The organism is Pseudomonas sp. MUP55, assembly GCF_034043515.1.
Taxonomy (GTDB): Bacteria; Pseudomonadota; Gammaproteobacteria; order Pseudomonadales; family Pseudomonadaceae; genus Aquipseudomonas.
On the sequence record NZ_CP138214.1, the window covers coordinates 1 to 23,698 of the forward strand.

The window sequence follows — 23,698 nt, forward strand, 5'->3', positions numbered from 1 at the left end:
AGGGGATATCCGTGTCAGTGGAACTTTGGCAGCAGTGCGTGGAGCTTTTGCGCGATGAGCTGCCTGCCCAGCAATTCAACACCTGGATCCGTCCGCTACAGGTCGAAGCCGAAGGCGACGAGTTGCGTGTCTACGCGCCCAATCGTTTTGTTCTGGACTGGGTCAACGAGAAGTACCTGAGCCGCGTTCTCGAATTGCTCGACGAACATGGCAACGGCATCGCGCCCGTGCTTTCCTTATTAATAGGCAGCAAACGCAGCTCCGCGCCTCGCGCCGCTCCGAATGCGCCATTGGCTGCCGCTGCGTCGCAGGCCCAGCCAGCGCCGGTTGTCGCTGCGGCACCGACGCCCGCCAAATCCTCCGCGCAAAAAAATGCACTGGAGAACGAAGAACCGTCCCGCGACAGCTTCGACCCGATGGCCGGTGCGAGTTCTCAGCAGGCGCCCGTGCGTGCCGAACAGCGTACGGTGCAGGTCGAAGGTGCGCTCAAGCACACCAGCTACCTGAACCGCACCTTTACCTTCGAGAATTTCGTGGAAGGTAAGTCCAACCAGCTGGCCCGTGCGGCGGCCTGGCAAGTGGCCGACAACCCCAAGCACGGTTACAACCCGCTCTTCCTTTATGGCGGGGTTGGCCTGGGTAAAACTCACTTGATGCACGCTGTGGGTAACCACCTGTTAAAGAAGAACCCGAATGCCAAGGTGGTCTACCTGCACTCGGAGCGCTTCGTCGCCGACATGGTCAAGGCCCTGCAACTCAACGCGATCAACGAGTTCAAGCGGTTCTATCGCTCCGTTGATGCGTTGCTGATCGATGACATCCAATTTTTTGCGCGCAAGGAACGTTCCCAGGAAGAGTTTTTCCACACGTTCAACGCCCTGCTCGAAGGCGGCCAGCAGGTCATCTTGACCAGTGACCGTTATCCAAAGGAAATCGAAGGCCTTGAAGAGCGCTTGAAGTCGCGATTCGGCTGGGGTTTGACCGTTGCCGTCGAGCCGCCTGAGCTGGAGACCCGCGTCGCGATCCTGATGAAAAAGGCCGACCAAGCCAAGGTCGATCTGCCCCACGATGCCGCATTCTTTATCGCTCAACGTATCCGCTCCAACGTGCGTGAGCTGGAAGGCGCGCTGAAGCGAGTCATCGCCCACTCGCACTTCATGGGTCGCGACATCACCATCGAGCTGATTCGCGAATCCCTGAAAGACTTGCTGGCACTGCAGGACAAGCTGGTGAGTGTGGATAACATCCAGCGCACCGTTGCCGAGTACTACAAGATCAAGATTTCCGACCTGCTGTCCAAGCGCCGTTCGCGTTCGGTAGCGCGTCCGCGGCAAGTGGCCATGGCCCTCTCCAAGGAGTTGACCAACCACAGCCTGCCGGAAATCGGCGATGTGTTTGGTGGTCGCGACCACACCACGGTTTTGCACGCGTGCCGCAAGATCAACGAACTTAAGGAATCCGACGCGGATATTCGCGAGGACTACAAGAACCTGCTGCGTACACTGACTACGTGATGACACCAGCGCAGCTTATTAAGGCAAGGGACTAGACCATGCATTTCACCATTCAACGCGAAGCCCTGTTGAAACCCCTGCAACTGGTCGCAGGCGTCGTCGAGCGCCGACAGACCTTGCCGGTGCTTTCCAACGTATTACTGGTGGTCGAAGGCCAGCAGTTGTCTTTGACCGGTACCGACCTGGAAGTCGAGCTGGTTGGCCGCGTGCAGCTCGAAGAGCCCGCCGAACCCGGCGAGATCACCGTGCCGGCGCGCAAGCTGATGGATATCTGCAAAAGCTTGCCGAACGACGCGCTGATCGACATCAAGGTCGATGAATCGAAACTGGTGGTCAAAGCCGGTCGCAGCCGCTTCACCCTGTCCACGTTGCCAGCCAACGATTTCCCAACGGTGGAAGAAGGCCCGGGTTCGCTGACCTGCAGCCTGGAGCAAAGCAAGCTGCGTCGTTTGATCGAGCGCACCAGCTTCGCCATGGCTCAGCAGGACGTACGTTACTACCTTAACGGCATGTTGCTGGAAGTGTCCGAAGGCATCATCCGTGCTGTCGCCACCGACGGCCACCGTTTGGCGATGTGTTCGATGCGCGCCGATATAGGCCAGCCGGACCGTCACCAGGTCATCGTGCCACGTAAAGGCATCCTTGAACTGGCGCGTTTGCTTACCGAGCCGGATGGCAACGTCAGCATCGTTCTGGGCCAACACCACATCCGCGCGACGACCGGCGAATTCACCTTCACGTCCAAGCTGGTCGACGGCAAGTTCCCGGACTACGAGCGTGTGCTGCCTAAAGGCGGTGACAAGCTGGTGCTTGGCGATCGTCAGGCCCTGCGTGAAGCGTTCAGCCGTACTGCCATTCTCTCCAACGAGAAGTACCGGGGTATTCGCCTGCAACTGGCCAATGGTCAGTTGAAGATCCAGGCCAACAACCCGGAACAGGAAGAAGCGGAAGAGGAAGTGGGCGTTGACTACAACGGCGGTTCGCTGGAAATCGGCTTCAACGTGAGCTACCTGCTGGACGTGCTGGGTGTGATGACCACCGAACAGGTTCGCCTGATTCTGTCGGACTCCAACAGCAGCGCGCTGGTACAAGAATCCGATAACGACGACTCGGCTTACGTTGTTATGCCGATGCGCCTGTAATCATGCTCAGCAGAAGCTAGATGTCCCTCAGTCGCGTCTCGGTCACCGCGGTGCGCAATCTGCACCCGGTGACCTTCTCCCCTTCCCCTCGTATCAACATTCTCCATGGCGCCAATGGCAGTGGCAAAACCAGCGTGCTGGAAGCCATCCATCTGCTGGGGCTTGCCCGTTCCTTTCGCAGTGCCCGCCTGTTACCGGTAATTCAGTACGAGCAACTGGCGTGCACGGTGTTTGGCCAAGTCGAACTGGCCGAAGGTGGGCATAGCGCGCTGGGCATTTCCCGTGATCGTGGCGGAGAGTTTCAGATTCGCATTGATGGGCAGAATGCTCGCAGTGCGGCGCAGTTGGCCGAAATCCTGCCGTTGCAGTTGATCAACCCCGACAGCTTTCGCCTGTTGGAAGGCGCTCCCAAGATCCGCAGGCAATTCCTCGACTGGGGAGTGTTCCACGTGGAACCGCGTTTTATGGCCACTTGGCAGCGCCTACAGAAGGCCCTGCGGCAGCGGAACTCGTGGCTGCGGCATGGTACACTTGATGCCGCTTCACAAGCGGCTTGGGACCGGGAACTGTGCCTGGCCAGCGACGAAATAGATGAATACCGCCGTGCCTATATCAAAGCCTTGAAACCAGTCTTTGAGCAGACCTTGAGCGAGTTGTTGGACCTCGAGGGGCTGACGCTGAGTTATTACCGTGGTTGGGACAAAGAACGTGAGCTCAGTGCAGTGCTCGCGACGTCCCTGCAGCGTGATCAGCAAATTGGCCATACCCAGGCCGGACCCCAACGCGCTGATTTGCGCCTTAGATTAGGCGCTCACAATGCTGCGGATATCCTGTCCCGCGGCCAGCAGAAGTTGGTGGTGTGTGCATTGCGTATTGCGCAAGGGCACTTGGTTAGCCAAGCGCGACGCGGCCAATGTATTTATCTGGTGGATGATTTGCCGTCCGAACTCGACGAGCAACACCGCCGCGCGCTATGCCGCTTATTGGAAGACTTACGCTGCCAAGTGTTTATCACCTGTGTAGACCACGAATTATTGAGGGAAGGCTGGCAGACGGAAACGCCAGTCGCTTTGTTCCACGTGGAACAAGGCCGTATCACCCAGACCCACGACCATCGGGAGTGAAGGCATGAGCGAAGAAAACACGTACGACTCAACCAGCATTAAAGTGCTGAAAGGTTTGGATGCCGTACGCAAACGTCCCGGTATGTACATCGGCGACACCGATGATGGTAGCGGTCTGCACCACATGGTGTTCGAGGTGGTCGATAACTCCATCGACGAGGCTCTGGCCGGTCACTGCGACGACATCAGCATCATCATCCACCCGGACGAATCCATTACCGTGCGCGACAACGGCCGCGGTATTCCGGTCGATGTGCACAAAGAAGAAGGCGTTTCGGCGGCAGAGGTCATCATGACCGTGCTCCACGCCGGCGGTAAGTTCGACGATAACTCCTATAAAGTTTCCGGCGGTTTGCACGGCGTAGGTGTCTCGGTAGTGAACGCTCTGTCCGAGGAGCTGGTACTGACCGTACGCCGCAGCGGCAAAATCTGGGAACAGACTTACGTTCATGGTGTGCCACAGGAACCGATGAAGATCGTCGGTGAGAGCGAAACCACCGGTACCCAGATCCACTTCAAGCCTTCGGCTGAGACCTTCAAGAACATCCATTTCAGCTGGGACATTCTGGCCAAGCGGATTCGTGAACTGTCGTTCCTTAACTCTGGCGTCGGCATCGTCCTGAAGGATGAGCGCAGCGCCAAGGAAGAGCTGTTCAAGTACGAAGGCGGCCTGCGCGCGTTCGTTGAATACCTGAACACCAACAAGACTGCGGTCAACCAGGTGTTCCACTTCAACATTCAGCGTGAAGACGGCATCGGCGTGGAAATCGCCCTGCAGTGGAACGACAGCTTCAACGAGAACCTGTTGTGCTTCACCAACAACATCCCGCAGCGCGATGGCGGTACTCACTTGGTGGGTTTCCGTTCGGCGCTGACGCGTAACCTGAACACCTACATCGAAGCAGAAGGCCTGGCGAAGAAGCACAAGGTTGCCACCACCGGTGATGATGCCCGTGAAGGTCTGACTGCGATTATTTCGGTCAAGGTTCCGGATCCCAAGTTCAGCTCGCAGACCAAAGACAAGCTGGTGTCTTCCGAAGTGAAGACCGCGGTGGAACAGGAGATGGGCAAATACTTCTCCGACTTCCTGCTGGAGAACCCGAACGAAGCCAAGCTGGTCGTCGGCAAGATGATCGATGCCGCACGTGCCCGAGAAGCCGCGCGTAAAGCCCGTGAGATGACTCGCCGTAAAGGCGCGCTGGACATCGCAGGCTTGCCAGGCAAATTGGCTGACTGCCAGGAGAAGGACCCTGCCCTCTCCGAACTGTACCTGGTGGAAGGTGACTCTGCTGGCGGTTCCGCCAAGCAGGGTCGCAACCGTCGTACCCAGGCTATCCTGCCGTTGAAGGGCAAGATCCTCAACGTCGAGAAAGCGCGCTTCGACAAGATGATTTCCTCCCAGGAAGTCGGCACCTTGATCACAGCGTTAGGCTGCGGTATTGGCCGTGACGAGTACAACATCGACAAGCTGCGCTACCACAACATCATCATCATGACCGATGCTGACGTCGACGGTTCGCACATCCGTACCCTGCTGCTGACCTTCTTCTTCCGTCAGTTGCCTGAGCTGATCGAGCGCGGCTACATCTACATCGCCCAGCCACCGTTGTACAAAGTGAAAAAAGGCAAGCAAGAGCAATACATCAAAGACGACGACGCCATGGAAGAGTACATGACGCAGTCGGCCCTGGAAGATGCCAGCCTGCACTTGAACGACGAAGCCCCAGGTATCTCTGGGGAGGCGCTGGAGCGCTTGGTTAACGACTTCCGCATGGTCATGAAGACGCTCAAGCGTTTGTCGCGCCTGTACCCTCAGGAGCTGACCGAGCACTTCATCTACCTGCCGGCCGTGAGCCTGGAGCAATTGGGCGATCACGCCGCCATGCAGGATTGGCTGGCCCAGTACGAAGTGCGTCTGCGTACCGTCGAGAAGTCTGGCCTGGTGTACAAAGCCAGCCTGCGCGAAGACCGTGAACGTAACGTATGGCTGCCGGAGGTTGAACTGATCTCCCACGGCTTGTCGAACTACGTCACTTTCAACCGCGACTTCTTCGGTAGCAATGACTACAAGACAGTTGTCACCCTCGGCGCGCAATTGAGCACGCTGCTGGACGACGGCGCTTACATTCAGCGTGGCGAACGCAAGAAGCAGGTCAAGGAGTTCAAGGAAGCCCTGGACTGGTTGATGGCGGAAAGCACCAAGCGTCACACCATTCAGCGATACAAAGGCCTGGGCGAAATGAACCCGGATCAGCTGTGGGAAACCACGATGGACCCGTCCCAACGCCGCATGCTGCGGGTGACTATCGAAGACGCCATTGGCGCAGACCAGATCTTCAACACCCTGATGGGTGATGCGGTCGAGCCTCGTCGCGACTTCATCGAGAGCAATGCGCTGGCAGTGTCCAACCTGGACTTCTGATCTGTTGTAGGTTCTCAAAATAAATGAGAATTTTCACAAATAGTTGAACTGTGCAACACAAAAAAGCCAACGCTGTAGCGTTGGCTTTTTTGTGTCTCTTGGTTAAAAATTTCGGATAAGCGATTCGGTGTTATAAAGAATGCATATTTTTATAATAAAAATAGAGAAATAGCTTTATTGAAAACGTTATTCGCTAACTCGATGTAAATTAAATTTTATAGAAGGTTTTCACATATAACACGGAACTATAAGATTCAACTTTATTTGCTCATATGGCTATAAAGGAATTGTCAGTAGTCAATGCCTGGCTTAATATCATTAGTCCAAAATTAGCTTTGAATGCATGAGGTAGGGCTAATTTACTGTTTGACGTGATGCGCGCCAGAGCTGGCGTATGAGGATTCTAAATGCAGAAAGAGGAAGCCAGAATGTAAAAACGCGATCAACCTTGGGAGGATGACCGCGCCTAGATGAAGCAGGAATTACTAGTGTGGTGCTCGTAATTTCTGCCTTTTTTCGGCGCATGTCAACTCTCCCCAATTTTTCGACCTTATCGAGGCGTCTCGAGGGCACAGTGTTGCCTGTTGAATAGCCTCCATGAGTCCGCTGGCGCATGCATTTTTCCGCGTCAAGGACTCGTTCGACCTGGAGAAATGTCATGGCCGCAAGAAATGTTGTAACCCGCAGATCCTGCCACTTCCGGGGCTTTTTCCCCTCACTGAAAAATGGCAAATCCATTCCTTGGGAATCCCAGCTTGAGGGGTATTTTTTGAGTCTTCTTGAGCTGTCGCCTCAGGTGTTTCGATACGAAGTTCAGCCCAGCAAAGAAACCTTCGAAATGGGTGGGCACACCGCCATCTATTACCCTGACGTCCGGGCGGTGCTACACGACGGAACGGAGCAATGGTTTGAGGTTAAGCCCGCTGCAAGGCTCCTAACCCGGCATACAAGCTCGCGCATGGAGGCTATTAAAGACCATTTCAGGCAGACCAATCGGGTGTTCACGGTTGTTAGTGACGAACATCTCTTGGCTGAGCCGTTCTCCAACAATCTCCGTGATTTAATGTATTACCGGCGGAGCATGATGCTCATTGATTGCGACCCGAAAACTTCTGTTGCGCTTTTAAAGACCTATCAACCCGACACGATTAAGGAACTCTGTGAATTGTTAGGTTGTAAAAAAACATGGCAACTGCTTGGACTAGGTTACGTCGGGGTGAACCTCGAAAAGCCTATAGCACCTTTTGCTCCGATCTATATCCAAGGAGGCCACCGTCATGGAAACTTTTTCGCTTAAGCTGAAATTGGTGGTGATATTTAACGGTGCCAAGTTAACACTTGTAAAACGGCTCAAAAATCGTCAGTTGCTTTGGGTAGATGAGCTTGGCGAGCCCGCCAAAATGACGGAGGCAGAGTTTTATAAACTTTATGACACCAGAGCGTTGTTCGTGGATGAGGAGCAACCTTATCTCGGCGTGATTCCTATAGTTCGAAACGCAGCACCTGACATCACTTGCTTCCCCGAGAAGCACTCTGCCGCGGCATACCGGCGGCGATCCTATCTAACACGTCTCATTGATTGCATTAGTCATAAGCTACCCCCTAACAACGATCTGAACGGGCTGATTCAAAAAACAGCCATTGAGATGGGTGATCCGATTACACCGCCGTCAGTGTCGACAGTTAGGCGATGGATCCTTCTATTCCGAACTGGCAGTGTCGTTAAATTGGTCCCCCGTCACAGAGATAAAGGCCGATCGCGAATCATTATCGGGGAGTTAGAGGAGGTGGTGTCGGATCTAGTCGATACCGACTATCTGACTTTGGAGCGCCCGCTCCTATCTACCGTGTATGCGGAGCTGAAGGCACGTATCGACAACATAAATGCGGGACGGCTGCCCTCTCAAAGGCTAGTGGTCCCGTCTGAAATGACTTTTAGGCGATACGTTGACAGTCTAGACCCGTGTGAGGTCGACAAAGGTCGTTTGGGCAAACATGCGGCAAACCAACTCCATCGGACTGCGATAGGCAAACTGGTTGTCAGGAAAATTCTCGATCGTTGGGAAATTGATCACACTCCGCTAGACATTTTGGTGGTGGACGAAGAAACAGGGAAGCACATCGGCAGACCATTTCTGACGATAGTGCTTGATCGCCATTCTCGAATGGTCATGGCATACCTTATCCATTTTTCAGCTCCAAATACCGAAAGCGTGCTCCGGGTAATTGAGCGCGCGATTCGGCCGAAAGCGGATTGGTTGTCTCGATTTTCTGCAGTGCTTAACGAATGGAGAGCCCATGGGCTTCCTTCACGTATTGTTCCTGACAATGCGGCGGAGTTCCACGCAGGTGACCTAGTTAGCGCATTTAACGAGCTTGGCATTGAAATTATGTATCCCGCCTCCCGCGCACCTCAAAAGAAAGGCGCAGTAGAGCGTTTTTTTCGTACTTTGAATGACGGTCTGATCCATCGACTTCCAGGTACGACTTTCTCAAACACCAGAGAGCGCGGCAATTACCCGGCTGAGGCACTCGCCTGCATAACCCTTGTTGAGCTTGAATCCAAACTGGTCAAGTGGATCGTGGACGTTTATCACCAACGGCCACACCGTGGCCTCCCGTCTCAACTAAGTCCCGCACAAGCTTGGCTTGCTGGAGAGGCAGAGCGTCATATCTGCCTGCCAACTGATCTGGATGCGTTGGAATCAGTACTGGCCAAACGCAAGGACAGCCCCGTTCACCATTATGGTGTTGAAGTTGGGACACATATCTATCACTCGCCAGAGCTTGCAGAGTTAAAAATGAAGCTCGCGGAGGGTGAGAAAATACAAGTCCGATACCGCGACGAGCTCGGACATGTATGGGTTCATGACCGTTTCAGAAACCTCTTTATCCTGGTACCAGCTAAAGACAAACGGCTCATTGGTATGAGTCGGGAAACCTTTGATCTTGCACGTGCGCAGTTGCGTCAATCAGGAAAGTCGTCACCTACCTTTGACGCGATTCATCAAGCGTACCGAGCCATCATGGCTGATGTTGCAGATCTGAAACGATCTCAGAAGGCTCGTAAACGCCGTGAAGCGGCAAAAGTGAAACTTGATCGCAGCGGTGTTCAAAAGGCTCCACTCCCGGTAGGCATGCCAGACTCCGTGGACTTTCTTGACGCCGAGGTAGTCCTGGAGTCCATTTCTGCATACCCAGTTGTCTCGCGCGCTCCCTACATGAGGGGGAAAAAATGAACGCCAATACACGACAAGAGAGTGCATTTTCTCTACGCCACCATTTTATTCGTAGCCCGCAAAGTGATCACGCGATCATGCGCTTGGAAGAGGTCCACCAGGACACTGTCAGAACTCAAAATAGCAAAGGCCTTGTTATCCAAGGGCCGAGTGGTGTCGGCAAGAGCTCGCTGGTTAGGGAGTACATACGCAATGAAACAGCTGGAGATTCGGCTCAGATTCGGTCGGTTCTGGTTGTGGAAATGCCCTCCTCCCCATCAAAAAAGAACCTCGCGACGGCTGTGTTGGTCGCAATGAAGGACCCGTTTGCCACTGCTCGCGGCCATTCTGCCGAGCATAAATTCACTCGGATAGTTACGTTGCTGAAGAATCAGGGGACCGCAATGATCATCCTGGATGAAGCACAGCATCTTGTGGATTACAAAAAGGTTGGTGCTTACGAGGCAGCAGATTGGATCAAAAGTTTGATGAACGAAACCGACATCACTGTAGTGCTGGTCGGTCTGAAACGGACAGAGGGGCTGCTTTGGGCTAATGAACAGCTTCGCCGAAGGTTCTCAGCCAGCATCGATTATGGAAGGTATGAGTTCACTGAGGAAAAATGGAAGCAATTCGCATCTTTGTTGAAGGCCATTCAAGGCTTGTTGCCTGTTCAGAGCATTAACTTCCTTTCTAAAGACATGCTGCAGCGTTTCCATTTGGCGTCCTTTGGACTGATTGATTATTTGATCAAAGTTCTGGATCGCGCCGTGTGGCTGGTTCAGCACAACGACACAGAAGGTATCGATCTTGAAGTACTTTCCCAGGCGTTCAAGGATGAGGTGTGGAGTCAGGTCCCAATTGAAAGGAATCCATTCAGTACGTCTTTCGATTTCCGGCCGCTAATAGGCGGTCGCGAGCCTTTCGAGAACTTTGACCATCTTTCTGCTTGAGAGGCTGCCGGGGGTAACCCCGGCATTTATAACAATATGCAAAACGATATTTACGCCGATCTTTTAGCCTTGGAAGCATCTGTAATGGAGGCTCGTGCAGCTGAGTCGCGGATCAAAGCTAAGTCACGGATGCAGCGTGCGTTTGATCAACTGGCTGTGCCGCAGGTGGATTTACTATTGAAGAGCAATCTTCAGCCTTGGGAGGGGCTAGATAGCCTTTTGTTCCGCGTCGCAAATCTCAATCACTTACTAGGTATATCGCAACTTAAAATCGCATTGGATATGCCTAACGGTTCGTTCTATGGGCAGATAGAAAACAGAAATAGCCAGCTACAAAAGTGCACCGGCAGCACTGCCGAAGCTCTTCTTGAGTCGATGCCGGTTCAAGATGATGCTGGCATGGTGAGACTCGGAGGCCATGAATTCACAGCACGCACCGTATCGCTCAAAACTCAACGTATTTGCCCCTTGTGTATAAGGGCGTATGGATATGCACGTGTTTATTGGGCATTTGCTCCGCTAGCAGTGTGTGAAGAGCATGGCTGCTATTTGTGGGATCAGTGTCCAACATGCTATGCCTCGCTTGGCGACAACAGACCCGAGTTGGGCAGGTGTCGCTGTGGTGCTCGCTTTGACGATTTTCCATCTATGGCTGCGAGTGCCCTGGCTACCGCTCTTGCTTCCCTTATTGCCAGCTTGTATAAGCGCCACGAGAGCCTTTCAGTGCGATCTGACGGTGGGCTTGATATTGATCGCTTAGCCTCTCTCGGGCTCAATGACCTGCTGAAGTTGATTATGTTTCTGGGGGCGATTTCCAGTGATCGAAAGGGCATGACTCTGAGTTTGAATCGCCGTGTCGTTTCGATGGGACTGGTGCGTCAACAATTTGAGCGGGCAGCTACTGCATTATCTGACTGGCCAAACGGAATGTTCGCAATTCTGCGACGGGCCAGGGTTTTTACCTCATGGCAAGAGACGCCTAATTCGGTCTACGGCAGTTTGGTTCACGTGCACGACCTAGCTATGGACAAGCTGGACCATTGCTCATTCAAACTGATCTCTGAGGGATTCAGCTCATTCCTCAGTACTCCCCAGGCATGGCGCGAATATGAGTTTGAGGAGCCGCAGCGATAATGTTTGGACTGCTGGTTACTCCCAAGCCGTTAATGGATGAAAGTTTTTACGGTTATCTGTATCGATTAGCTCATGCCAATGGTTTGGCCGGCCTAGAGGTAGTCGCCATGCATCGATCTTGCATGGCGGCGGGCCAGAAAGAATGGGTAAAAATCCATTCTTCTTTGAGTTGGCTTTTATCGGTTAAGGAGCTTTTGCATCCAGCTACCGAAGCCATCAAAGCATGGTCCCCGCAGAACAGGAAATGCTGCTCACAATGCTTGGAGGAGTCGCAGCATTGGCGTGATTTATGGGACCTCACCTTGGTGACGTGTTGCCCGGTCCACAAAAACAGCCTTCAGGATCATTGCTCCGTGTGTGGAGCGCAATTCAAGTCCGGGGTCATGGCGTCGTTTGAGTGTACCGAGTGCGGCACATCGCTTTCGTTTGGTGCCAGATCCATCAGAGCAGATCCCATGGCCTTGTGGGTAACTTGCGAATTTGAACGCCGCTTAAGACACGGGCCGACAAATTCAGATCCTCTGTCACATCTGACGATTGACGAATTTCACGAGCTTGCTAAGCGTTTTGGGGTTCGTGAATCTCATTCGGTATTAGATAAACCATTGAAACTGGCTGGAGCCGGCGCTTTGGCGGTTGCCATTCCCCTGGCGACCGCTGCCGGCCAGATTCTAAAAGACTTTCCACATGGTTTCTGGGCTTTTCTGGATAAGCTCGCTATCACCCGGCAAGCAGTGCCAGCCTGGAAGCTTGGAAGTGTATTTGGGCAAACGTATAAAGATATTCACAGCGGCTTGAAGGGGGCCGCTTTTCAATTCGTCCGAGATGCGTTTGGACGCTACGTCGAACGTCGGTGGGAGGGCCCGTTGGCGCGGCGAAATCGCTATCTTTGCTTGGACACCATCACGAGTCATCGCTGGGTTTCAAGTCAGGCGGCTGCCAAAAAGGTAAATGTCCCATCCGCTTTACTACATCGCATGGTTGCCAATGGTGAACTACCTCATCGTGAAATGAAGTATCCATCCGGTCGCACCGGCTTGGTGGTGGATTATTTAGAACTTACGGTGCGTGTGGAACAGCTCAAACATGCGGTAAGCCTAGAGGAAGCTGCTAGTTGTTTAAGTATCACCAAGCCACGTGTCCGTCAGTTGCTAGGTGCGGGCTTGCTGCGACCTTTAGGCGGAAAACCATCGCCGGGGGAGCGATGGTGGATAGACGGCTCGTCGCTGAGTCACTTGGGAACGGCCATTCCTTGCCCTCCCATAAAAGATGGGCTGATCTCAATCACGCAGCTTGCTAAGCTTGAACTGCCGACCAAAGGAAGTTTCGTCGAACTTATCGCTTCTATTCAGAGAGGTGAGATTCCTGCATACATAGTAAATCCTGATGACGATATTGCGCTTGGAAAATGGCTTGTTCCTCGGTGCCGCATTACCTCGATACATCGCAGTGGCCCGAACCTCAGCGTCGTGGAGGCTGCTTTTTTGCTCGGGGTCAAACAGGAGGTCGCCTACGCCCTTATTCGCAGCGGGCTACTTACGAGTTGCCCGATTCGGACTGGTCGTAGAACAGCACATTGTGTTCCTCAAGAAGCGATTAAGGCGTTCAACCAATCGTTTGTTCTCAGTCCTGAGTTGGCGAAAATCAATAAGACATCCTTGAAATTGATCCCCTCCCTTATGCGTGAGCAAGGAGTTATGCCCGTTGCTGGTCCGGGAGTTGTGGGAGCCAACTGCCGGCAATATGTTTGGCGTAGGTAAGCTGATGCAAATGGGCCAACGTCGTCTCAGCGGCCAGACTGTCAGGCAGCGCATTGCAGGGCTGGCATTTGGAAGCAAGATTTAGAAGGGAATGTAAACTGCTTTTTTGATCTGTAAGTTAACGAAGTTAACAGAGAGAAAAAGTGGCTTACAGCAAACCGGGAATCACGCGTACGGCGTTTGTCCGCAGTGGAAAAACATTTTCACAGCCAGATATACGTTGTCACACCTGCTATCTCTTCCCTGCGTCGGGGAAGCGAACCAGTGCTGCGGCTGGTGAGCGTGGGATCTCCCTTCCCTTATCACCAATGCTTTTCGGGGGGCGGGAGACGCTGCCAATCTAGATAGTCCGGATAGCTTAATGAGCCAGCTTCAATCGTCACCTCGCAAGCCAGTGATCTCGAAGGTCGCTTCACAGGCCCCCAAAAAAAAGGTCTTGCGATCTTTATTGTTTGCAGAGGTACCTTTTTTGGAGATCTTGAGTTTTGTGACAATCTTTATTTTTTATGGAGCCAGCTTCGTAATGACTCACGGGGCCCGGACTACGCTGGGCACTGTGAAAATCTTTTTCTTAGATCACAAATTCCGCTGCTTGCACTAAATAACGGTTATCACAACGGCGACGTCCCTCCCAGCATGGCAGCCGCTGCACCGAAAATGTTTGAAAATGCATGCAGTTCGAGTGCATTCGTAAATGCGGCTCTGTATCGTAATTGGATCGCCCTCCACAACGGTAGGCGTGATCAATCAAATAGGGATATTGCAAATATGCAGAAGGCTTTTCGTTTCGCTGCGGTCTTGGCTTTCGCCGCAGTAGCTGGTTGTGCAAGTCAACACACTGCACCGAAGGACTCTGTGTTAGTGAGTGTGTCGGCATTTGGGCCTGATAATTCTGGCCAACATAAGCACGGGGTCGGGGCACGGTTCGATGTCCGTGAAGGCGGAGGTGAGACACCGCTGGCCTACCCTCCGATGGATCTCCGAGAGTGTAACTCTTCCAACACCGCGTGTGCACTCGGGTATGGGGCTATCAATGGCACTGCTGAGGTCGTCTCCACGAGTGAAACAGGCGCGGTTGTGGCGCTCAACCTCAAGTACCAAGTGGGGCGCAGCTACTCATTCAGCGCGAACGGCCAGCAGTTAAAGCGTGAGCTCTCACCAGACGTTAAGGCATTGCAGGACAGCCAGGTCATCTCGAAGCATATCGAGTTGGCTTATGGAAAGGTTGTACGTGTGCCGCTTCACTACGGTGTGGAAGTGGCTTTGTGCGCCCAAAAACTGGCTCCTGGTGAAATCCTCCCAGACCGGAGCGTCTGCCAACAGGATTAAGGCGATTTAGCCTTCTTCAAAGTTGCATCGGTAAAGCGTTCAAGACTGTCTCTGTCAGCCTCCTCGGGCATGAACGCTTTCCGTCGCAGCTTTTTGGCAGCTCAGGCTTTTGGGGGACATCCACGGCTTTGAGGATGTCTTTAGTGGTTTGGATGAACATGCTCTAGAATTAGGCATGACCAGTGGTAAGAATTCGAAGCAAAAAAGCCCTGTAAGCGATGAGCTTAACGGGCTTTTTCTACATCAGTGAGGATCGGATGGTACGCTGTCTTCCTCAAGGTCGAGCGTACCTTGCTCACCGGCCCCTTCAGGTGGCTTCGCCTTGTTGCGTGTAACGGCTACTCGACTTAAGCGCGCGCATCAAACGGTATGCCGTCTTTAGTCAGCGTGACAAACACCGGCATGCTGGACTCATTGGTGATGTCCCACACCCAAAAATGCCTACCCGGCACGGCCATGATCTGCGAGTTATCAATCACGCGGTAGCGTGATGCTTCATCAGCCGCTGATACCTCAAAACCGTACTTTGGCGTATTGGTATGCAAGTCGTACGGCCCGGCTTGCAGGCGGAACTTTGCCCCGGCATCGATCGTGACAGTTGATTTCGAACTCATAGTGACTGTGTCCTTTATAGAGCGTGGGTTGCGCAGATGATTTGTAGCGTCGGGGTGACAGCAGTCACCAAGCTAAAACCAGCGGTAGCTGGAATTTTCCAAATTCAGTTGACTGACCACGGCTGAAACTCCCAGCCCGCTTACATCAATAGCACCATCACCCAATCCAAAATCTCAACGGTTAGCTTCGTTCAACAACATCGATAAGGCGTAAATAGCGCGAGTCTGACGTGAGGTTAGGTTCCGTTTCCGAGATCAGAGCTAGCACCTTCGGTAACTCGTACGGCTGACGTGAGAGCACCTGTGGTGTAACTCTGTTCATCAAATCCAGCGTTTTTTCAAGGAATAGAACGGTAATCGGCTTTCCATCGTTCAATTCCCCAGTGAAACGGTAGAACGGGTGGTCATTTGTCTCCACCGCCACCAGGAATTTCTTTACCGCTTCATAGACGACGGGGAAGCTATACGGGATAGCTCCTGGTTTGAATCCCACTCGCCGGGCGTGATGCTTGCGGAGCACCAAGGTGATTGGGCTGTTGCAACAATGCGCGATGCCGCCCATACCATTTGGGAGGAATACGCTGCCTGTCGGTTAAGTGCGCGATTTAGCCACGGCGAGATGGCGACATTGAGTTACGCCGAAGGCTTCGAGACCTCATTATCAGGAACAGTGACTCGGGCGCATGAAAGCATCATTTCGTTCCGTACGCATGGGAACTGCTCGCAGCTTCTGATTGAAACCGCTCGTGCTATCGCCATGCCCTTGAAAATGTCGGCCTACCTGATGGGCCATCTCGATGGTCTGGATGAGGAACTGAATCTGATGGAACGCTGCCCATCAGTTAACAACAGTGGTATGGGCGATCATTTCATCACTCTACAGCGCGAATTACGGGTGGCATGGGAGACGAGAAAATCTTGGGAAGGGCTTTCTGGAGTGGACGGAATTGTAAATGTAATTCTTGCCGCGTTACTGACAGCTGGAGTAGAGGTCACTTTGAGCCAGGCTCCTCCAGGTTCGAGGGTATATGCGCCTTTCACTGTTGAAACGATGCCCAACGGATAGGCGGATATGGCAATAATTCGAATGCGCCGCATGCTGGGGTTGGATCCTGCCTAATAGGTCAAGATTGTAGGCGGACTTTGTGGTTCTGAGTTGTCGACATGCCGGCGAAGGAAGGTTACGGCTCTAGATAGGGTGTGCCATTCTGGCGGGAGGTGGTAATGAACGGCTGCTTACGTTAGTTATGTGCCACAGAAATCGTTGGATGAAGATAGTTTGTTACTGATTGCATCTGAGAGGAATAGTCGTATGAAGTATCTTTTTGAGAACCTGGCGCTCGCTCCTGAGCTGAAGGACGGAGAGATCTGGTGCAGTACCTACCTATCAAGTCACGACGATAACTTGCTCCCCCTAGGATGTGCCTTAGCCAACTCGTGCTCCAGTGGAACACATAACCAAGTCGTCGAAATAGAGGTTCATTTTGCGCTCAAGAACATCGTGACCGAGCGCATTGAAAGCTTCCAGTACGGCTGCAGCCAGCCGCCGATGATCAGTCTTAGCAATCGTCCATTGCTGGAAGCATTGCGCAAGGAGCTCACTGAGATGGTGGCGCTACTCGACTCTATCGAGTATGTCGAAGAGTGAGAGTTGTTTCTTGTGGACCCGTCGGCTTTTCGTTTACCTATCGAGCCTGTGCTTTTCCATGTGCCGTAGAACCTCGAATCTATCGCGGTGTGTCAAGGAGCACACTTGGTAATCACCCTCCCAAACAGCCGTTGCATGTTCGCCTCCAAGCCCCTGACTCCAGAATGCGGCCCATAAGCCGTTTGGAAGCTCCAGCAAAAGCCACTCAGGAAAAGGACACTCTCTCGCCAAGCTTAAAACGAATTCATCATGATGAGTTTCACTACTTTTGCCCATAAACTTTTCCTTTGTACGTTACATCTGCTGCCAATTGTGACTGGCTGAGTGTCCCCTCGTCCTATCAACGAGCGGTGGGGCAGCAATTTTCATCAACCGTTGAAGTAGAGGGAGCCAGGCTTTGTTCTTGCTAGCGGCTATGGGGTGTTCAGAGTGCAGGCATGTCGGTTCCACCCCCGTCGAGCAACCCCACCATATCAGTGGCCCCGGCTATAATAGGTTAGGTTATATACAACGCCTTTTCTGAGAAATGTTATGAATACGGAACTGATGGAAGAAGAGATGCGTCGGGCGCTATTCGGTAGATCTGAGCCACCTGCCCCTGAAACTAACACGCACACGCAAGCCGCCCCGGATGTCGTGATGCCGCAACCGAGAAAAGCAGCGGAAAAAAAGCAGGTCTCGAAAGGCTTCACTCCCAGGCTGAGAGTTACGCTGCACGTTGGAAATGAATTCGAAGGCAAGATGCATGAGATGGTACATGATGCCGATACGCTGAGCTCTCTGGTGGCGGAGCAAGAAGCTACTAAGATGGCCAGAAAGAAATTCAGGTTTGTAGAAGTGGTGTCGATCAAGTCTATGTAGGTTGGTAGGGGGTGGTGATGAAGATTACTGGTAAGGTAGAAATCGAATCCGTGATCGACGTCCTGTGCGACGTCTGCCAGCTCTCCACCCGGGTGACAAGTGGCCAGCTTCAATTCGCCACGCTGCAAGCGCATTGGGGCTATGGCTCGAAACATGATGGCGAGCGCTATGAGCTACACCTATGTGAAGGTTGCTTCTTTCAGGCAGTTGCTAATCTCAAGCAGAAACGGCGTACCCAGGCTCTCTTCAGCGATGACGGTCGTGCTGACAGAGCTTTTGTCGGCGAGGATTTTGGTCTGATCGCTAGGGATGACTTTTTTAACGACTCCTTTACGATCGAAAAGCGTTGATCGGCAAGCTGACATCTTCAACTCAGATTTCGAGTGGTCCCGCGACTGGCAGTTATCGATTGAGGCTATGTGAAAACTCAACGTCGTGTCCCGGATTTTTGACCACTACAAAAACGCCCCCCATTTTGCAAACAAGCCTTAAGCAGCGTGTGATTGCACGATCCTGTCGCTCCCATGGTGGCTGGAGCTGAATCAGCACCAAACCCGCAAGCCACTTAATGTGTCGATGAGATTGCAATGGCAGAATTAACCCGAGTACACGTGACAGAATCGTTAGACGCGGTACATGTAGTGTTCGTCCACGGCCTAGGTGGTGACGTGCGTGAGACGTGGATGTCCAATCCTCTTGATCACACGACGCTGTGGCCTAAATGGGTTGGGGAAGACGCGCTATGCAATGTATGGCTACTCAAGTACGGTGCCGCACTCTCGGGGTGGACTGCCAGTGCGATGCATCTTACGGATCTGGGCACAGCATTCATGTCCGCGTTGCTGTATGAAAAGGCACTTTCCGGACGACGCATAATCTTGGTCGGCCACAGTCTTGGTGGGTTGGTCATTAAGGCAGGACTGGTGCACGCATCTACTTTGCAAGACCAAAAATTCCTGCAAGTCCTTCAGTGTATATCAGCAATTGTTTTTGTGGGCACACCTCATCAAGGCTCCGCCTTAGCGACCGTGGCAGCAGCAGTGTCAGGTGCGCTACGTATTAACCAACAAGTGCATAACATGAGAGAGGACGATGCCTGGTTGAAGATCCTCAATGGCCAGTTCCAAAAGCTGCAGGATGATTTGAAATTTCAGGTAAAGGTTTTTTTCGAGACCCAGGGTGTTTTTCTAGGTCGAAAGTTTTGCGGTTTTGCGTTCGGCCCCCGCATCATGATCGTCGACCGTAACAGCAGTGATCCTCAAATTGCTGGCGTTACACCTATACCGCTCGACGACGACCACATCCAGATTGCCAAGCCAAGAAGCCGCGAAGCGCTCATCTACAAAGCGATGCTCGCGACAATCGAAGGTATCCCGGCGATCACCTCAACATTTCCAGCAGGTGCTCAAACATCTGATGCGCAACTCTCTGTTTTGACGACAAAGCCTGCTGCTGAGGAGCGCGAGGATCTGAGCTGCGTCGCCAAACATTCCTCGCTGGAAGAGAAAACCTCTGCCTCGCCCCCACATCTAACGCAACTGCGCCAGTTAGCACGCGAACTGCTTGATGGAGGACTGCCCCCTTCCATTACATCGCTGTTCCCGGACGCGCCAGTTGCTGCATCCCAAGCCCTGATTGCGTTGACATCGTTTGACCGCGTTGTAGTCGAAGTTAGTGATTTAGGTGAGGATTCGTTAATCAGATGGCCCATTGGGAAACTGACAACTTTGGCGGAACCCAAGCACCTTGTTGTCGCAACCCCCGGTTCTGGCAAGACTCACGCGCTTTGGCAAATGGCAGATCGACTGCTAGAACGCTCAGATGTCGTTCCTTTGTTCCTTCCACTCGGGGGGCTGACTACTTGGGATCAGGTTAAGGGAATCATCACCGATCTGTCCTCAGTCGTTTCACCGGATATGGTGTTGCGCGATCCGAGAGTCTGCATCTGCATCGACGGGTGGTCAGAGTTCGCAATAGGGGAAAACATTGGAGAAAAGTTTAAAGCACTTAGAGTGCTGCAGGGTGCACGCGTAATAGCCAATGCCCGGCATTCCGATGTCGGCGACACGGTCTTTAAAGTCTGGGCGCTTGAGCCATTCCCTTCGCAGTTGGTCGCGCAAACCGTGGCCAAGGCAAGGCCAGGTCAATCCGATATTCCTGGTGACCTACTCGACCTCTTGCGTCTACCTCTGTTGTTGTCTCTATACGTACTATCAGGGAACACAGGTTCGGCAAGTGGAGCCCTTCTTAACGATTTTCATAATCGCTTAGCCCGCAATATGCCCGAGCAATTTAGCAATGCATTGAGTCGTGCGGTAGCGGTGGTAAGCATTTCAGGCGATCGATCTTATAGCCGCTTGGTTTCACAACTTCGCATAGAAGCCACACAGCTTGGCATTGCTGAGCCCGTACGTCTTCTCGAATCGTTGGGTTCCATCACAAATCGCAGCGGGCTAGCGGTGCCAGTGCATGACCTTTATTGGAGCTGGCTCTGTGGATGCGGGCTCCTGCAAGGAATTGGAAGGTGTGAGGCCATCAATCAATTATCGACTCGGGAAAGCTACAGCCTCGCGATTCAATCGGGCCAACCTGCTGATCCGTCGCTCATCGCGCAGACAGTAGCGAACGACCTATTACTTGCAGCCGAGCTTGATGCGAGCATCGGATTGCAGCAACCACACCCGGTCTTGGTATCTGATCTGGAGCGAGCATTTTCGGATCCTCGCCTGGCGGTGAGAGGACGGGCTGCGCTTGCGAGTTTGCTAAGCCGGAGGCCTCAGTATCTGCGTCAAGCTTTGTCGACGCTAAGCGAGTTGTATAGGCAGAAAGCGGTCCTGCCAATATGGGCACACATTTTGGATACAACAGACCTTTTTGCCCAGAGAGGTATCGTCTCCGAATGGTTAGGTTCATCAGGGACGGAGTATCTACTTGACGCTCTTGCCAGGAAAGGGGGGGAGCAATGGGTTGGTTGGCTGGAGCAGATGGCGGCGGCTGGTAAAATCACTTGGGAAGAAGCGCTGGCGACCGCACTTGCCTGCAGCCCTGAAGTGCCACGATGGGGTACTGAGCGCTTGGACGAGTTGCTCAAAAATTATCCCTGGAAGCTTCGGCTAACCGCCAAACGACGTTCCAACACTGCACTGGCTATCCTGATCGCGCGAAACTATGGCCGCATAGTTGACGAAGTTATTTCTCGAGGCTCAAGCGGCTGGCTCGACATTAATCAGGTGATCTTGGATTGTGGCGATGATCGGACATTAAACGTTCTGCTGGCAGAATTTGACAATATGAGTCCGGACGCTCAAAAGCTGCTGGCGTACATGATCGTAGAGCTTGGGGACAAATGGGTCGCGGAATTCCAAAAAGTCGCCTTTGCCCTGCCCGGCAATACCCACCACCACAAATTGGAAGAAGTCGTATCGCTCGATATTGATGATGAAACAGCAAGACAATGGATCGCAGCAGGCCATCACTACATCGGTTGGCGAGTTCTCATTGCACGCCACGGGGTAACAATGTTGCCGACCTTGATCGCCGACTTACCGCCCACCTTCGACAATCTTCACGTGATTCCTGCTCTTGAGTACATGGCATTTCTAGACTGTGTGCCCGATACGATAATCCCTGAAATTTGGAGCCGTTTTAAAGGGCAGATGCAGCCTAAGGCAGTCCAAGACGCTATAGCCGCAGTCGCCAAAGCAAAACCAGGTGGAATGCGCAGCATCGTTGAGTTTTTAAGCCGCATGTCCTTTTCACTTCCACATGTTCACTTAGAGCAAGTGCTTAAGCTCTATACGTCCTGGCAAAGAGAAACACAGTCGCAAATCCAAATCGAGATCAACAGTAAGTCATTTCCTTTTGATGTTTATGTCGTGTCCTATGTTGCGTATCGAGATTGGGATAGTCATTTTTCTCCCGTTATGCTGGCAAGGATTCCTGAGCTAGCTATCCATTTCGTTCTTAACCATTGCTCAGCCGAGGAGGTTAGAAAGGAAGAGGTTTTAAGTGCCATGAAAAGCGTCAAACTCTACCACCCTGAACTTTTTGAGAAGATGCTTGCGACGCCAAAGTTAGCTGCGCTGATTCCGCGTGTGTTCAGTGATTGCTTTGAGTTTTTTCCTGAGTCGGCTTTGATCAGAGCTATATATTGCGAAGACATTAATCAAGAACAATTACTTTATCAATTGAGTAAATCGAGCAACCCGCTACACCGTCGCGCGCACGCCGTGTTGATTGAGCGAGTGCTTGAGAATGAAATGAACCTGCACCATTATCGCTATGTCGGTAACTGCCTCAGAGCGCATCCACGTTACGATTTGATCAATCTACTCAAAGGTATGGTGCAACTGAAGAATGAAAACGCCGTATGGTTCATCCGGCAGGTAGAAGCTGCGCGAGGCGAGCTATTCGTCGATGAGTCAGCGCAATTTTTTGCGTCATGAACTACCCTGCGAGGACTCGGCGGTGCCTTCATCTAGGGGGAAAGCTATTGTGATCAGGACCATCGGGTAGGTGTTTCTGTTACCTAAACTGAACAGGTAAATGTTAGTGTTTTGTTAACGTCGGAAGGTTCTTTGGTTAAGTCGGCCCGATAGAGAGTTGGCTGAAAAACCATAAACATTTTACTCGTCATCCCTATGAATTTAAATTTTTTGCGACCCAATCAGCCATGCTTAAGATCATATTAAACTGCATCATGTATCTCTGCGCTACCTATTGCATAGGTGACAAGATTCGCCGCAACCCTAAAATCGACGCGTTTCTGACCACTATTGAAGGCAGCTACACACGCATCAACGAGCACTTGGAGAACGCAACAGTACGCTCGGGGCTTGAGCTCCTGCGTAAGATTTATGGCTGGGCTTGTCTAGCTATGTTCGGCCTCTTCTTGGTTGTTATACGTCTTTTTCCGGAAAAATCGGGCGCCGTGTTATCTTTCTCGCAGTTATTCATGCTGACATTCTTGTTCTGGTTTTCGATTAAGTGGGCCGTCGATCACAAGGCTACCCTTACGCAGCACTGGAAAACCCATTCACTGATGGTATCCGGTCCCATACTCATGGGACTGCTCGACACTCTGCTTGATACGCCATTTACGCAGGCTTTGGTATTGCCCCTGAAACAGCTTCCAGGTACTTGGTACTCAACTGTGGCCTCGTTTCACCCGTTGATCATCGGCGCCCTTTATTCTTCGTTGTGTTTTGCTTCCTTTCTGGTTTACTACATGATGACTTGGATTATTACTACGCCCATGCTCATTCTTTCAGTAGTGACCATTATCATCCCTATCCAGTTCGCCCGACTGCTGGCGATTATTGATCGGGAGAATACGTTCCTTTGGCTTGCCGTATTCACTGGCGCTGTGTGCATGATCTGGCTGACGCAGCTCTAGGCGACGCGACCAGCATCACAGCGTTCCAGAAGGGTATCGGGTATGGAGGGACCATAGGAATAAAATTTCATGAGCTCAACATTATCAATGTTGTTCATAAATTCTACTTTATAGTGGTGGCCAGATGCCCCTTCCAGCTACGAAGGAAGTTCATCTCTTTTGTCAAGGGCGGCACTACCCAGTCCAAGCTCGTTTGGTGACCCCGTCCAGAACCTTTTCGCTATGCATTAGGAGTTGCCGGAATGGACTTTATTACTACCGGAGTTATCGCAAGCACCGTCTATGACGTTCTGAAGCATGGTCTGAAGCTGAGTGCAGGTGTTCTCAAAGAGCGCCTCGGCCAGTGGATCAAGGAGGATATTGTTGCCGAAGCCGTCGCTACTGAGCTAACGAAACTTGGTATCGACGACGAGTTAAGCGAGGTGGCCATCTACCGTCGTCTCGAGCAATCACCGGGCATTACCGCCCTGATTCACGACATCAATGCAAATGCCGTGGTGGTTGCGCCATCCACAATCTCTAGCGTTACGCAGACCCATAGCGGTAGCGGTGACAACATAGCTGGGAACAAAATAGTCCAGTGA

The 23,698-nt window shown here is 52.4% G+C and carries 18 protein-coding genes; 17 read left to right on the top strand and 1 reads right to left on the bottom strand.

What is annotated here, in order from left to right:
• The first annotated feature begins 11 nt into the window (after nt 1-11).
• The 10 genes from dnaA (at nt 12) to SC318_RS00050 (ending at nt 14,596) form a co-directional block, all read left to right on the top strand.
• Nucleotides 12-1,514 carry a chromosomal replication initiator protein DnaA gene (gene dnaA / locus SC318_RS00005; RefSeq protein WP_320429131.1) on the top strand — a complete coding sequence of 501 codons (1,503 nt, stop codon included), beginning with the start codon at nt 12-14 and terminating at the stop codon, nt 1,512-1,514.
• Nucleotides 1,515-1,552: 38 nt separating this feature from the next.
• Complete coding sequence (dnaN, locus tag SC318_RS00010) at nt 1,553-2,656, top strand: DNA polymerase III subunit beta (RefSeq protein ID WP_306490985.1); 1,104 nt, start codon at nt 1,553-1,555, stop codon at nt 2,654-2,656.
• Between the two features lie 20 nt (nt 2,657-2,676).
• Nucleotides 2,677-3,780, top strand: a complete 1,104-nt coding sequence (gene recF / locus SC318_RS00015; protein WP_101265038.1) for a DNA replication/repair protein RecF — start codon at nt 2,677-2,679, stop codon at nt 3,778-3,780.
• 4 nt (nt 3,781-3,784) lie between these two features.
• Nucleotides 3,785-6,202, top strand: coding sequence for a DNA topoisomerase (ATP-hydrolyzing) subunit B (gene gyrB, locus SC318_RS00020; protein WP_320429132.1), 2,418 nt, complete (start codon nt 3,785-3,787; stop codon nt 6,200-6,202).
• A 658-nt stretch (nt 6,203-6,860) separates the two neighbouring features.
• A complete protein-coding gene (locus tag SC318_RS00025; protein WP_320429133.1) occupies nt 6,861-7,499 on the top strand; it encodes a transposase in 639 nt (212 codons plus the stop codon).
• A complete protein-coding gene (locus SC318_RS00030) occupies nt 7,480-9,441 on the top strand; it encodes a TnsB C-terminal domain-containing protein (protein ID WP_320429134.1) in 1,962 nt (653 codons plus the stop codon). The genes SC318_RS00025 and SC318_RS00030 overlap by 20 nt, the downstream gene beginning before the upstream one ends.
• Nucleotides 9,438-10,373 (top strand): TniB family NTP-binding protein, encoded by a 936-nt coding sequence (locus SC318_RS00035; protein ID WP_106111383.1) that lies wholly within the window; start codon nt 9,438-9,440, stop codon nt 10,371-10,373. Before SC318_RS00030 ends, SC318_RS00035 begins: the two co-directional genes overlap by 4 nt.
• 36 nt (nt 10,374-10,409) lie before the next feature.
• The gene (locus SC318_RS00040; protein WP_320429136.1) at nt 10,410-11,507 is read left to right on the top strand and encodes a TniQ family protein; all 1,098 of its coding nucleotides are present in this window, start codon (nt 10,410-10,412) and stop codon (nt 11,505-11,507) included.
• Nucleotides 11,507-13,267, top strand: coding sequence for a TniQ family protein (locus SC318_RS00045; protein WP_106111381.1), 1,761 nt, complete (start codon nt 11,507-11,509; stop codon nt 13,265-13,267). The genes SC318_RS00040 and SC318_RS00045 overlap by 1 nt, the downstream gene beginning before the upstream one ends.
• Nucleotides 13,268-14,344: 1,077 nt before the next feature.
• The gene (locus SC318_RS00050; protein ID WP_320429137.1) at nt 14,345-14,596 is read left to right on the top strand and encodes a hypothetical protein; all 252 of its coding nucleotides are present in this window, start codon (nt 14,345-14,347) and stop codon (nt 14,594-14,596) included.
• 347 nt (nt 14,597-14,943) lie between these two features.
• Here the strand turns inward: SC318_RS00050 and SC318_RS00055 are convergent, their stop codons facing one another.
• Nucleotides 14,944-15,210 carry a hypothetical protein gene (locus tag SC318_RS00055; protein WP_320429138.1) on the bottom strand — a complete coding sequence of 89 codons (267 nt, stop codon included), beginning with the start codon at nt 15,208-15,210 and terminating at the stop codon, nt 14,944-14,946.
• A 400-nt stretch (nt 15,211-15,610) separates the two neighbouring features.
• Here SC318_RS00055 and SC318_RS00060 point away from each other — a divergent pair, with 400 nt between their 5' ends.
• From SC318_RS00060 to SC318_RS00090, 7 genes are all read left to right on the top strand, one after another.
• Complete coding sequence (locus tag SC318_RS00060; RefSeq protein ID WP_320429139.1) at nt 15,611-16,276, top strand: hypothetical protein; 666 nt, start codon at nt 15,611-15,613, stop codon at nt 16,274-16,276.
• A gap of 246 nt (nt 16,277-16,522) precedes the next feature.
• Complete coding sequence (locus SC318_RS00065) at nt 16,523-16,858, top strand: hypothetical protein (protein ID WP_320429140.1); 336 nt, start codon at nt 16,523-16,525, stop codon at nt 16,856-16,858.
• Between the two features lie 531 nt (nt 16,859-17,389).
• Nucleotides 17,390-17,719 (top strand): hypothetical protein, encoded by a 330-nt coding sequence (locus SC318_RS00070; RefSeq protein WP_320429141.1) that lies wholly within the window; start codon nt 17,390-17,392, stop codon nt 17,717-17,719.
• 17 nt (nt 17,720-17,736) lie between these two features.
• Nucleotides 17,737-18,069 (top strand): hypothetical protein, encoded by a 333-nt coding sequence (locus SC318_RS00075; protein ID WP_320429142.1) that lies wholly within the window; start codon nt 17,737-17,739, stop codon nt 18,067-18,069.
• Nucleotides 18,070-18,306: 237 nt separating this feature from the next.
• The gene (locus SC318_RS00080; protein ID WP_320429143.1) at nt 18,307-22,164 is read left to right on the top strand and encodes an alpha/beta fold hydrolase; all 3,858 of its coding nucleotides are present in this window, start codon (nt 18,307-18,309) and stop codon (nt 22,162-22,164) included.
• 227 nt (nt 22,165-22,391) lie between these two features.
• A complete protein-coding gene (locus tag SC318_RS00085; RefSeq protein WP_320429144.1) occupies nt 22,392-23,114 on the top strand; it encodes a hypothetical protein in 723 nt (240 codons plus the stop codon).
• 242 nt (nt 23,115-23,356) lie between these two features.
• The gene (locus tag SC318_RS00090) at nt 23,357-23,698 is read left to right on the top strand and encodes a GapS6a family protein (protein WP_320429145.1); all 342 of its coding nucleotides are present in this window, start codon (nt 23,357-23,359) and stop codon (nt 23,696-23,698) included.

Coding starts and splice junctions, on each gene's coding strand:
- SC318_RS00030 (WP_320429134.1), top strand. CDS start 7,480: ATGGAAACTTTTTCGCTTAAGCTGAAATTGGTGGTGATATTTAACGGT.
- SC318_RS00025 (WP_320429133.1), top strand. CDS start 6,861: ATGGCCGCAAGAAATGTTGTAACCCGCAGATCCTGCCACTTCCGGGGC.
- SC318_RS00055 (WP_320429138.1), bottom strand. CDS start 15,210: ATGAGTTCGAAATCAACTGTCACGATCGATGCCGGGGCAAAGTTCCGC.
- SC318_RS00065 (WP_320429140.1), top strand. CDS start 16,523: ATGAAGTATCTTTTTGAGAACCTGGCGCTCGCTCCTGAGCTGAAGGAC.
- SC318_RS00035 (WP_106111383.1), top strand. CDS start 9,438: ATGAACGCCAATACACGACAAGAGAGTGCATTTTCTCTACGCCACCAT.
- gyrB (WP_320429132.1), top strand. CDS start 3,785: ATGAGCGAAGAAAACACGTACGACTCAACCAGCATTAAAGTGCTGAAA.
- SC318_RS00090 (WP_320429145.1), top strand. CDS start 23,357: ATGGACTTTATTACTACCGGAGTTATCGCAAGCACCGTCTATGACGTT.
- SC318_RS00085 (WP_320429144.1), top strand. CDS start 22,392: ATGCTTAAGATCATATTAAACTGCATCATGTATCTCTGCGCTACCTAT.
- recF (WP_101265038.1), top strand. CDS start 2,677: ATGTCCCTCAGTCGCGTCTCGGTCACCGCGGTGCGCAATCTGCACCCG.
- SC318_RS00070 (WP_320429141.1), top strand. CDS start 17,390: ATGAATACGGAACTGATGGAAGAAGAGATGCGTCGGGCGCTATTCGGT.
- SC318_RS00075 (WP_320429142.1), top strand. CDS start 17,737: ATGAAGATTACTGGTAAGGTAGAAATCGAATCCGTGATCGACGTCCTG.
- dnaN (WP_306490985.1), top strand. CDS start 1,553: ATGCATTTCACCATTCAACGCGAAGCCCTGTTGAAACCCCTGCAACTG.
- SC318_RS00040 (WP_320429136.1), top strand. CDS start 10,410: ATGCAAAACGATATTTACGCCGATCTTTTAGCCTTGGAAGCATCTGTA.
- SC318_RS00080 (WP_320429143.1), top strand. CDS start 18,307: ATGGCAGAATTAACCCGAGTACACGTGACAGAATCGTTAGACGCGGTA.
- SC318_RS00045 (WP_106111381.1), top strand. CDS start 11,507: ATGTTTGGACTGCTGGTTACTCCCAAGCCGTTAATGGATGAAAGTTTT.